This window comes from Vibrio sp. EJY3 (genome assembly GCF_000241385.1).
Lineage (GTDB): Bacteria > Pseudomonadota > Gammaproteobacteria > Enterobacterales > Vibrionaceae > Vibrio > Vibrio natriegens.
In genome coordinates, this window is the sequence record NC_016614.1 from 1,657,690 (window position 1) to 1,669,772 (window position 12,083).

General features: G+C 44.3%; 12 protein-coding genes. All 12 read left to right on the top strand.

Annotated features, from left to right (window positions below; translation table 11 throughout):
* Positions 1-15 precede the first annotated feature (15 nt).
* Positions 16-2,196, top strand: a complete 2,181-nt coding sequence (locus VEJY3_RS23195; RefSeq protein WP_014234869.1) for a polysaccharide biosynthesis tyrosine autokinase — start codon at positions 16-18, stop codon at positions 2,194-2,196.
* Complete coding sequence (locus tag VEJY3_RS23200) at positions 2,174-2,992, top strand: putative capsular polysaccharide synthesis family protein (protein WP_014234870.1); 819 nt, start codon at positions 2,174-2,176, stop codon at positions 2,990-2,992. Before VEJY3_RS23195 ends, VEJY3_RS23200 begins: the two co-directional genes overlap by 23 nt.
* On the top strand, positions 2,993-4,039 hold the full coding sequence (locus tag VEJY3_RS23205) for a glycosyltransferase (protein ID WP_014234871.1): 1,047 nt from the start codon (positions 2,993-2,995) through the stop codon (positions 4,037-4,039).
* Complete coding sequence (locus VEJY3_RS23210; protein WP_041170512.1) at positions 4,017-5,255, top strand: O-antigen ligase; 1,239 nt, start codon at positions 4,017-4,019, stop codon at positions 5,253-5,255. Before VEJY3_RS23205 ends, VEJY3_RS23210 begins: the two co-directional genes overlap by 23 nt.
* The gene (locus VEJY3_RS23215; protein ID WP_014234873.1) at positions 5,252-6,085 is read left to right on the top strand and encodes a putative capsular polysaccharide synthesis family protein; all 834 of its coding nucleotides are present in this window, start codon (positions 5,252-5,254) and stop codon (positions 6,083-6,085) included. The genes VEJY3_RS23210 and VEJY3_RS23215 overlap by 4 nt, the downstream gene beginning before the upstream one ends.
* A complete protein-coding gene (locus tag VEJY3_RS23220; RefSeq protein ID WP_014234874.1) occupies positions 6,082-7,113 on the top strand; it encodes a glycosyltransferase in 1,032 nt (343 codons plus the stop codon). Before VEJY3_RS23215 ends, VEJY3_RS23220 begins: the two co-directional genes overlap by 4 nt.
* 9 nt (positions 7,114-7,122) lie before the next feature.
* Positions 7,123-8,430 carry an oligosaccharide flippase family protein gene (locus VEJY3_RS23225; RefSeq protein ID WP_014234875.1) on the top strand — a complete coding sequence of 436 codons (1,308 nt, stop codon included), beginning with the start codon at positions 7,123-7,125 and terminating at the stop codon, positions 8,428-8,430.
* Positions 8,431-8,432: 2 nt separating this feature from the next.
* The gene (locus VEJY3_RS25140; protein WP_014234876.1) at positions 8,433-8,822 is read left to right on the top strand and encodes a VanZ family protein; all 390 of its coding nucleotides are present in this window, start codon (positions 8,433-8,435) and stop codon (positions 8,820-8,822) included.
* 117 nt (positions 8,823-8,939) lie between these two features.
* Entirely contained in the window at positions 8,940-9,266 is a 327-nt protein-coding gene (gene yqfB, locus VEJY3_RS23230) for a N(4)-acetylcytidine aminohydrolase (RefSeq protein ID WP_014234877.1), read from the top strand.
* Positions 9,267-9,299: 33 nt separating this feature from the next.
* The gene (locus VEJY3_RS23235) at positions 9,300-9,899 is read left to right on the top strand and encodes a TetR/AcrR family transcriptional regulator (RefSeq protein ID WP_014234878.1); all 600 of its coding nucleotides are present in this window, start codon (positions 9,300-9,302) and stop codon (positions 9,897-9,899) included.
* Between the two features lie 144 nt (positions 9,900-10,043).
* Positions 10,044-11,078 (top strand): NADP-dependent oxidoreductase, encoded by a 1,035-nt coding sequence (locus tag VEJY3_RS23240; protein WP_014234879.1) that lies wholly within the window; start codon positions 10,044-10,046, stop codon positions 11,076-11,078.
* A 14-nt stretch (positions 11,079-11,092) separates the two neighbouring features.
* Positions 11,093-11,710, top strand: coding sequence for a glutathione S-transferase family protein (locus VEJY3_RS23245; RefSeq protein WP_014234880.1), 618 nt, complete (start codon positions 11,093-11,095; stop codon positions 11,708-11,710).
* Positions 11,711-12,083: the final 373 nt, after the last annotated feature.

A 12,083-nucleotide genomic window follows, 5' to 3' on the forward strand; every position in this document is an offset into this window, starting at 1 on the left:
GTGACAGGTAATCAAATGAACGGAACTCACCCAAGCACCTTCCCGATGAACAAAGTAGAACTGATTCGTTTTGGTCATCACTATAATACGCTCAAAAAGAACTGGTTGAGTATTGCTGCTTTTACCTTAATTTTCTCTTTGGCCTGCACTTGGTATATCTACTCCAAAACTTCTATATACCAAGCAACAGCAACACTTTTGATTCAAGAAGAGCAAAAAAGCGCTTTGTCCATAGAAGAAGTCTATGGCGTGGATACGACCAAGAAAGAGTACTTCCAGACTCAAGTGGCGATTTTACAGTCGAACCACATCGCGGATAAGGTTATCCAAGGCCTTAACTTGACTCAGTATCCCGAGTTCACGAGTACAGGTGGGCTAAAACAAACCATTGATAACATAAAATCAATTCCACTGGTTCAAGACTTACTCAACGTTACGCCAAACCCAACAGAAACAGCGCAGTATTCCGATACCTATTATCGAGCACTGCAAACGTTTAAAGACAAGCTAGAAATAGAACCTGTCCGCAATACGCAAATGGTTAAAATCCGTTTTCGATCGGTGGATCCTAAACTAGCAACACAAGTCGCCAATGCGGTGGGTCAAGCCTACATCGACACAAACTTTGAAGCGAAATTAGTCGTCACACAAAATGCCGCAACCTGGCTGACCAACAACTCGCAAAAGTTAGAAGAGCGTTTGAGAGATTCAGAACAGGCTCTGCAAGACTTCTTATTGCAAGAGGGACTGATTGATATCAACGGTATCGATGAAATCTACGCTAATGAGCTGGAAGAGCTCAACCGAAAACTCAACACCGCTGTTAACAACCGTATTGAAGCGCAATCGTTGATTCAGCTTCTGAGACGCAAATCATCGCAAAGCTTAGATAGCCTGCTGTCGATAGATGAGTTCGCCAACCAAGTACAGATCCGTGATCTGAAACTCTCGGAGGCTCAGGCGGAGAAGAACTTGTCCGAACTGGCGCAGCGTTACGGACCTAAGCACGATCGTATGATTCAGGCGAAAGCCCAATTAGATTCGATCCAAACCAGAACCCAACAGCTAATTCGCGAAATTTCGTTCAGTAAACAGCAAGACTTACTGTCAGCAAAATCTCAGGAAGACATGCTGCGTGCTGAGTTGAATCGCAAGAAAACAGAGTTCCAATCATTGGGTTCACAAAAAGCGCGCTATGAACAACTCAAGCGAGAAGTTGAATCCAACAAAGCGCTTTACGAAGCGTTCTTAAACCGAGAGAAGGAAACCAGTGCGACCAGCGACTACAAAAATGTCACCGCTCGTTTCACAGATAAAGCCATTATTCCTCTGTTTCCCGTTGCGCCACAGAGAATGAAGCTGGTTCTTATTGCAACAGTATTCGGGTTTGCGATTGCCTGTGCGCTCGTCATCATTTTAGAAACATTGCGTGAGGTGATAAGAACCGCATCGGATGTTGAAGAAAAACTAGGCGTGACCTGCTTGGGCACTATCCCACTCGTCAAAAGCCGTCGCTTGCGTAAAAATGGACTCAGCTACACAGCTTACTTAGATAAGAATGAAAAACTGTTTAGTGAAGCGTGTCGCTCCGTCAGAACCTCTCTGTTACTCAGACTCACCAACGCAAAACAGAAAGTTCTGCCCTTTACTTCTGCTATCCCGGAAGAAGGGAAAACGTCCACCAGCATTAATATGGCCGTGTCTTTTTCTACCATGGAAAAGGTATTGATCATTGACTGTGACCTTCGCCAACCTTCATTGGCCAAAAGATTCGACATTGCCGAATCTCAACCGGGATTAACCAACATACTTACGATGGATACGTCCATTAAAGACTGCATTGTGAGAGTGGAAGAAGCAAAGCTGGATGTTTTGCCAGCAGGATTAATTCCGCCAAATCCGCAGGAACTGTTAGCCTCGGCACGATTTAAGAAGCTATTGGATTACCTTCAAGAAAAATACGACCGCATCATTATTGACACACCACCATTACTGTCAGTGAGCGATGCTCTGATTTTGGGTCAGTATGCGAATGGTCTGATTACCGTTATTCGTGCAGAGTCAACCAAAGCACAACTGGTTAACGTTGCGTTATCTAAACAATTACAACATTCCGTACCATCTCTTGGTGTGCTTATTACACAGGCAAAATCTAAGGAAGGGGAAGCGTTATATGTCCACAAATACGCCTACTAAACAAGTGTCTTGGTACCAAACGCTGAAGCGTCAGGAACAGCCCGTATTGATATACCAAATGGGAAAAGTGGGTTCGAGTGCACTAGAAAAGTCGATTGAGGGATCGATCCATCTGCATGACCTGATGTCCATTTCGGCGTCAAAACAGATCTCCCCTGTGCGAGCACAGTTATACAAACCAAAAACCAACTACGTCAAGCGGCTACTGAAACGGGCCATTATGATCAACATGCTAAAACGTAAACAGCATGTGCGTATTATCTCGCTGGTCAGAGAGCCTATTGGCAGAAACATATCCATGCTCTTTCAGTCACTCCCTTTTTGGGTCGCGGATAAATACCTCAAAGATGACAGTGCCGTCCGTTCAGAACGTCCTCAACTGCTTCATGAAGCGTTTGAGGAGCATGTGAATCATCACTATCCGCTTGAGTGGTTTGACAACGAAATCAAAGCACTCACAGGAATAGATGTTTTTATTCATCCGTTTGATCATGAGCTTGGTTATCAAACCTATCAAAAGGGCAATTTCTCTTTGATGGTGATTAGAACCGACAAACTGGACCAGTCACAGCAGGCGATCAGTGAATTCTTGCAGCAAGACATCCAAGTGACTCATGACAACCAATCGGAAAACAAGTGGTACTCGCCACTTGCCACTGAGTTCAAGAGCTCTTACCAACTCAAACCAGAGTTTGTTGAGGACATGCTTTCTTCAAAGCTTGCTATGCATTTCTTTACGAGCTCAGAAATTGACAACATCAAGAACAAATACACACAGAAACAGCATGGTAGATAAATGAAGATACTGCATATAATTAATGACTTATCTAACAACGGGGGAGCGCAACGCTTTCTGGTTGACCTTGTTGTTAAGCATAAGCCCCACTACGAAGTAAAGATACTGGTTCTGAATAAAGACAATGACTTCGAGACCCAGCTAAATGAAAACGGGGTCAGTTTCTATTACTGGCCTTCCCTGTCGATAAAAGAAAAGTGGAGGCTGTTGCGCTGGCCAAACCTGATCCACAGCCATTTATTTCCTTCGATATACGTCGCTTTACTGGCGATTGGTAAGAAACGGGTACAAACCGAACACAATACGACGAATAGACGCAGAGATTACCCTGCCTTGAAGTTTATGGAGTATCTGATGTACCAAAAACATCAGAAAACGATTTGTATCACCAATAAAGTAAGAGAAGAGTTAGTCAGGTTCTTGCCGATATACAAGGATCGCTACGACGTTATTTACAATGGCGTCGACTTAAATCGTTTCTCCAGAAAAGCCAAATCGTATAGCAGAATTCAACCAGACAGCCCAATCAATATCGGGATGGCAGGCAGACTTCATGGCTATAAAGATCACCCGACGCTCATAAAGGCCATCGCTAAATTACCGGAACACTACCACCTTCATTTAGCGGGTGACGGTGATAAAAAACAACAGCTGCAAGATTTAGCGCAACAATTAAATTGCGCTCACCGTGTGCACTGGCATGGTGTCATCTCAGATGTGCCGACTTTTTTATCCAATCTTGATGTGTATGTTCAATCTTCAATTATTGAAGGCTTTGGGCTGGCCGCCGTGGAAGCGATGGCTGAAGGGTTGCCCGTTTTAGGCTCGAATGTTCCGGGATTAGATGAAGTGATTGGTAACGACTCCTACTTATTTGAACTAGGAAACGAACAGGAATTAGCCGATAAGATTGAGATAATTTTCAGTAGCCAAGCCCATTATGAAATGGCTACCCAATTTTTTGTCGAACGTTGTAAATCTTTCACTCTGGAACAATTCAGAGAGAGCTATTACAGGGCTTATGATGAACTCTATGCCAGTAAGTAATCACATCCCTTTGCTGGCTGCGTTTACCCTAGCGCTCTTTTTTGTGCCGGTGAAAATTCAAGCTGGAAGTATTGCGCTAGCGCCGAGTGATATCGCAAGTCTTCTCTCTCTGGGATTAAGTGCGCTTGTTGTTATGGAAAGTAAAACACGCAAGCTGCTGCATCCGTGTATCGGATTTGTATTGCTGTTCACCGGTTATGTGTTTATTAACGGCCTGCTTAATCGTGTGCCCTTGATGCCTCTCATTACCGAAACCGTTCAGTGGGTAGCGATTCTTAGTCTGCTCGGATTACTGTTCGCCTATGGAGCTTTCGAAGATGAACGAGTCATGGTGTACTTTTCTTATATTCTCTTCGTTATTTGCTGTCTGGTTGCCGCTTGGCATTTTGCCCAAGGTTATCAAAGTGGATTCAAGCTTCTTGGGGTCAGTAAGTATGGTTTTGGCCTGCTCTGCTCGTTGCTCTATTTATATCGAGACAAAATTCGCGCCTTCCATATTTTAATGCTGATAGCACTGGTCTTACTGGTTTTATCGCAAGAGCGCAAAGCCCTGCTTGGCTTTTGTTTATTGTTTCTTTTGGATCAGCTTTTCATTAAAAGTTTGATGAGAAAAACCGTCAGTGAAACATATACCTGGACCATATTACTGACCCTGAGTTTCGCGGTGTTGGCTGCGGTGTCCATCACTTCATATGTGGGCTTCGACACGTTAGCCGATCAGCTAGAGTTCACCCAAGAAGACATCTTGTTTGCCAATCAGAGTGAAGCGAGGTGGGTATCCAATTTGCACCGAAAACTTTTACTCGCCAATGGTTTCGACATTCTCCAACAGCATCCCATCTTAGGTGTGGGAGCCAAAATGTTGCCTAGCTTCATGGTCAATTACTTTAACTATCAAGAGCTGGCGATTTACACCCATAACTTTGTTCTAGATACCGCCATCGAGTATGGGTTACTGGGTATTGCGCTGTTGTTCGGTGGATACTTTTTTTTCATCAAATTTTGCTTCTATAGCTTAAATGAGAACCGCAAAAGCCTGCTACTCGCAGCGTACGCGCTCATTATGGTCTGCTTCGTTGCGGTAAATACCACGATTATTTTAATCCTGTTACTACCGGTAATGCTCAGCATAAAACGCACGGATGAATCCAGCCGCATGCCTTCATGTTCGGGAATTAAAGCCACCAATTTTAATAATCAAGGACTTGATCAATGAAATATTCAATCGCTCGACAATTTGAAAAGAACCGAGAGCTTCGAGCTGACAACTTTGTCTTGGTTTACCAGATGGGCAAAGTCGGCTCATCTTCCATTGAACACACATTGGGAGAGCGTAATATTCCCAGTTACCACATCCATACCTTTGATGATCATGAGGAGTTCCACATGTATCACAACAAACGCGATGTGAAGAAATTCTTCGATTTCAAAAACCGTGCGATTTACCGTTTGGTCCTTAACCAAAGAAAACGAATTCTGCAAAAACGCGAACAGATAAAAATCGTCACTTTAGTGCGTGACCCTATCGCTACTGTATTGTCTCGCTTTTTCCAGGACCTTCATTTTCAGTTTATCGAAGGTAAAAAAAACGAAGCGATCCACAACGACATGGACGTGACCTATCAGCACTTGGAACACTGCTTCGACAACTACATTAACCTCAACTATTTTGCCGACTGGTTCGACAACGAACTGAAACGTAACTTCAACATCGACGTAATGGACCAGAAGGTTGATAACACCCAACCTTTCTTCACCTTTAGCAACAGTCAGGCAGAAGTACTGTTAATTAAGTGCGAAAAGCTCAGCTCGCTAGACCGAGAGATTGGCCTGTTTTTGAATGTCGACAATTTTGAGTTGAAGAATAGCAACGAAGCGAAAAACAAATGGTATTCAAACATCTATCAGTACTTTAAGCAGCAATACGATTTTTCTAAGTTGTTCTACATGTACGACTTGCCGCTTTATCAGCATGTTTACTCAGTTCAAGAGCGAGACGCATTTAAGTCCAAATGGCAGCAAACTCCGGGAACCAAGTCATCATGAAAAAAGTACTGCATATAACCGAATCTTTTGGTGGTGGTGTTCAAACGGCACTTTACAGTTACACGCACTCTTCCCGTCATGAACCTTATCAGCATTTTCTGGTTGCCAGAGCTCGCGAAAATGATTTAACCAATGACAGCGACCACAATGTATTTTCACGTGTTCAATGGGTAAAGGGTGGACTGCTGCAGTTCATCAAAGATGCGAATAAAACAATCGATGAAGTCAAACCAGATATTGTCCACCTACACTCGAGCAAAGCAGGCTTTTTGGGGCGTTTTTTGCGACTCAACAACGCACGATTAGTTTACACGCCCCACTGCTACGCATTTGAGCGGGAGGATATTTCAGGCTTTGCTCGACAACTCTATAAAACGTTAGAGCGCTTGCGGTTAGATAGAATCGATATCGTGGCGGGATGCAGCCAACGTGAATGTGACTTAGCCATCAGCATCGGCGCCAAGCAGGCTGAGTTACTTAATAACTACGTATCTTATCAAAGTGAAGAGCGCGAAAGCCGAGATAAAGCCGCCGCATTAAAACTGGTGGTACTTGGCCGGGTCGCACCTCAGAAAGACCCTCAGTTTCTGATTGATACTCTTTCCCACCTTGATGTTGCGACACTCAATCGTCAGTTTGAGATCACCTGGATTGGTGGTGGCGACCAAGAGCTTGAACAGCGTTTAATAGACCAAGGCGTACACGTGACTGGCATGCTTCCTCGTAGTGAAGTTATGAAGCAATTAAAAGCGTCGGATATTTATCTGCACACTGCCGCTTGGGAAGGCATGCCACTAACGATTCTCGAGGCCGCTAAGCTGCATCTCCCAATGGTGATTCGCAAGATTGGCGCGACAGAAGCTCTGAACTATCCATTTTTGGCGCAAACGCCGCAAGAAATGGCAAAACAGCTGACCCACTGTATCAACCACTATCACGATATTGATTTTGGCCAATACACGACTGAATTGAACGACACATTCAGTGAAGAAAAACAGCGTCTCGCTTTGAACAGCATCTACCGTTAGAGAGATTACATGTTTCACGCCTTTCATCAAAAAAGACTGTCTGCGCCCAGCGAACAAAAAAGCTTGTTCTCACTTGGCTTAAAAACCGCGCTTACCCGAGTGTTCAGCGCATTGTTTGCATTTTTGCTTGCAGTCATGGTGTCCCGAACCACAGATGCCTCGATAGCAGGTCAGTTTTTCTTCTTATTTAATCTAGTATCACTGACCGCGATTATTTCTCAGTTGGGCTTTGACGTGGCTTTGGTGAGATACAACGCCATAGCCTTTAACAGTCACAATGCTCAGCAACAAAGCGATAATTACAAAACAGCGTTATCCCGAAGCTTCGCATTTTGCGTCCCGGCCGGACTGGTCATTTTTGCCGGATTCTATCTATTCCCCGAGACAGTCAATCAGACCAATGCCCCTCTACCAGCCGTTGCACTCGCGTTACTCTGTGTTCCTTTCTTAGTACTTGGACAAACCAATAGCCGAGTCTTGCAAGCGAGCAAAAAAGTGGTCTCTTCGCTATTCGCTTTGCAATTGGGTGTGAGTATGCTGATGGTGTTTGCCATTGCTGCTTTAGCCATGTTTGGCCTGCAAAGTCTCAACTATCTCATGGCAGCTCTACTGCTAACATGCGTGATTGTTGCCACGACATCGACAACAAACTGGGTGAGATCGGGGCAATTTCGCAAACCAACGTCAACGCCTAATCTCCAACTGACGGCTTCAGCCAAACAAGTCTGGATTGGGAGCATATTTAACAACGTTCTTCAGTGGGGAAGTCTCGTCATCGCAGGGTTCTTCATTTCAGCTTCAGAGATTGGCTTGTTAGCCGCAGCCCAACGGACCTCACTATTGATCGGCTTTGTGTTAATCACTATTAACTTTGTCGTCGCTCCAATGTTTGCGTCACTTTACAAAGAAGGTGAGATGGACAAATTACGCAATTTGAGCCGGATGGCCTGTCGAATGAACATTGCAGCCGCATTAATTCCAGTGTTGATTTGTACACTGTACCCTGTATTTGTACTAAATTTTTTTGGCGAAGAGTTTGTCGCTGCCGCGCCTCTTCTTGTGGTGCTGTCCCTCGGTCAATTGGTCAACGTTGCCACTGGCTCGGTCGGGTTTCTGCTTTTAATGAGCGGACATGAAAAAACAATGAAATACATCACCATTGGCTCTGGAACCATCTCGATTTTGCTGCTGCTCGTCTTGTGCCACATTCACGGTGTTATTGGCGCAGCTTGGGCTATGGCAATCGGAATGGCGATACAGAACCTTGCCGCACTGTACTTTGTTAAACGTTATTTAGGCTTCTTTCCAGTGGGTTAATTATGTCATCGATAATTGCACGTATAACTTTAGGCTTGGTGTCTCTACTGACCGTTAGCCTTTCACTGTGGAAAAGTTCTGATTTGAGTCATGCGACTTATCTCAATATGGAGCACTATGTCGGCGGATCAACGACGCTCCACTTTACCTTCAGTCTGCTGATTAGCCTCTGTGCCGTATTTGCATTTCCCCGCCATGCCAGACCAAACAAAGCAGATACTTTTGGAATTCGCCTTTTGCTGTGTCTGCTGTTAATAATTTCACTCGAGGAGTTTAGTCAGCTTTTTATCCCCAACCGCACATTTAGCGTTGCGGATCTCAGTACCAACTGGAGCGGCATGTTACTTGGTTACTTTGCCGCTAAGGTATGGCTTAGCATACGAAATCACTAAGCTGTCGGTTTTAGCCAACTGAGGATTAATAAGCGACGTGCACTGAAATAAGCACCTCGAGGTTATTCAGGTATCGCTATATAATGCATTTACATAACCTTGAGAAGCGAGTGCTGCATGTCATCTCATCCAACAACCATCACCTTTTTTGAATTTCTGACCCCTTTGATCACATCGGGCAAAAAAACCATCACGATACGAGATAAGTCAGAAAGTCACTACATCCCAAATACCGAAGTGGAAGTCTTTACTTTAGAGACTAACCGCAAGGTCTGTGACATCAAGATCCTATCGGTAAATCCACTTAACTTTAATGAAATCAACGAGTTCCACGCAGAACAAGAAGCCATGGAGTTACCAAAGTTAAAGCAGCTGATTAGGGAGATTTACCCTGATACTGACACACTTTTCGTTATTGAATACGAGTTGATCAAAACAAACTAGACGACTGGTCTAATTTTAATTATAGTACGTCCCATGAACGCTAAGACTAACGACACACGCCAACATATTCTCGAGGTCGGATACGAGTTAATCGTAACCCGAGGCTTTACGAGCGTTGGACTTTCCGAGCTTCTAAAAACGGCAGCAGTGCCAAAGGGCTCGTTTTATCATTACTTTAAATCCAAAGAGCAGTTTGGTGAGGCTTTGATTGAGGCTTACTTCGATCGCTATTTCCACAAGTTAGATGAGCTCTTTACCAATACTGATCGCAACGGATACCAACGTCTGATGAGCTACTTTGAGGAATTGGCAAAAGTTGAACAAGATGTATGTAATGCGAACAAATGTCTGTTAGTCAAACTTAGCGCGGAAGTTTCTGACCTTTCCGAACCAATGCGACTTGCACTACGTCGCGGAGCCGACAAATCAATTCAAGCCATCGCGAACTGTATTGATGTTGGCATTCAAGACGGATCAATTGCAAATGGTGACAGTGCATTGTTAGCAAGGCAACTCTACTACCTTTGGAATGGTGCAAGCTTACTCAACAAGCTGTATCAAGATCAGACGGCACTGACGCAGAGTCTGACCTATACTCAAGATCTATTGCAGAATACACGCACTTTATCGTAAGTGGCTTCAACGCAGTAAGAGAACAACCCTATAAGTGTCTGTTTAAGGCTAGCCTTCTGCAGACACAAAATACTGTCCCGCTCTCAGAGCGGGATATTTTGCAACAAAAACTAGACGACCGGTCTAATTTAAGGTGAAAATAACATGACAGACGCACTTAACCGCAGAATCGTACTTGCATCACGTCCACACGGCGCACCAACAACTGAAAACTTTAGACTGGAAGAAGTGGCAAAGCCAGTACCAAAAGATGGTGAAATGTTGTTAAGAACCGTCTACCTATCACTAGACCCTTATATGCGTGGTCGCATGAGTGATGCAAAATCTTACGCAGAACCAGTTGCAATTGATGACGTAATGGTTGCAGGAACCGTGTGTCAGGTTGAAGTATCAAACCACCCAGATTACGAGGCGGGTGAATGGGTACTCGCTTACACTGTGGGTTGGCAAGACTACGCGATTTCAACCGGTGAAATGGTCATCAAGCTGGGTAAAAATCCACAAAACCCTTCGTATGCACTAGGCGTAGCAGGTATGCCTGGCTTTACGGCATACATGGGATTGCTTGATATCGGCCAGCCAAAACCAGGGGAAACTATCGTCGTTGCTTCGGCAACCGGCCCCGTTGGCTCAACGGTCGGTCAAATTGCAAAACTTAAAGGCTGTCGCGTAGTCGGTATTGCCGGTGGTGAAGAGAAATGTCGCTATGCAAAAGAAGAGTTGGGCTTCGATGAGTGTATTGATCATAAAGCCGACGATTTCGCGCAACAATTGAAAAATGCATGTGACAATGGCATCGATGTCTACTTCGAAAACGTAGGCGGCAAGGTATTCGATGCGGTACTTCCGCTGCTTAATACAAACGCCCGTATTCCTGTATGTGGTTTGATTTCTCAATACAATGCGACCGAGCTTCCACAAGGCACAGACCCCCTGCCACTACTGATGGTTAACATTCTGACAAAGAGAATCAAAGTTCAAGGATTCATCATTTTTGATGACTACGGACACCGTTACGATGAATTTGCGCAAGACATGAACCAGTGGTTGGCAGAAGGAAAGATCCAATACCGTGAACAACTCGTACAAGGCCTGGAAAATGCACCTGATGCGTTCATCGGTCTGCTCGAAGGAAAAAACTTCGGCAAAGTTGTTGTTCAGGTAAACAACCCTCTGTAAATATAGGATAAAGAATGATTAAACTTCACCATCTCAATCAGTCTCGCTCGAAACGCATTATCTGGTTACTCGAAGAGCTCAACGTGGACTATGAAGTCGTACCGTATACACGTGACAAAGTGACTTTTTTGGCTCCTCCAGAGCTTAAAAGTGTACATCCACTAGGCAAGTCACCAGTTCTGGAAGATGACGGTGAAATCATCATTGAATCAGGCGCAATTACAGAGTATCTGATCGAAAAATACGGCGACGGTCAACTTGCTCCAGAACGCGGAACGAAAGCTCATACGCAGTACTTGCAGTGGATGCACTTTGCTGAAAGCTCGGCGATTTTACCAATATTGCTGAAAGTCTTTGTAAGCAAAGAACCCTCTCAAACAGAGTTCTTATCAGGCTACGCAGATAAAGAAACCATGAGTGTTTTGAATTACTTCGAGCAAGCTTTGGAAGAGAAAACCTATCTGGTAGAGGAGCGCTTAACCGGAGCAGACATCATGATGTCTTTCATCGTGGAATTGGTACATAAGTTTGGCATGAGCAAACATTTCCCTAATATTGAAAGTTATGGAAACCAACTTGCCACTCACGAGGGGTTCTCGAAAGCAGAACAGCTCGAAGTCAAATACGCTTAACTTTGGCCTTTTGGTGTAAGCGACACACCTAACAGGCTCATAATCAATCATCACCGAGATGCTTGGTTCACAGAAACGCACTGCCTCACAAAAGCAACAGCTCTCTGAATCAAGCACTCGTTTTTAGCAACTGGCAATCTTTACGCTTCAACATCCATTTCGTTCTTAAATTCAAGCAGTTCAACGTAGTACTTTTCTGATTTCATCAAGTTCTGGAACATAGTCACCGACTATCGATTCAATAAGTACAATCCGCTTTCCACCAGAATCTATCCATAATAATCTTCCCTACAAGCCCTGAGTTAATACCAATAAAAAGAGGCGCATTACGCACCTCTAATTCGTAAGGAGATAAGTATGATTAGCTTCGACT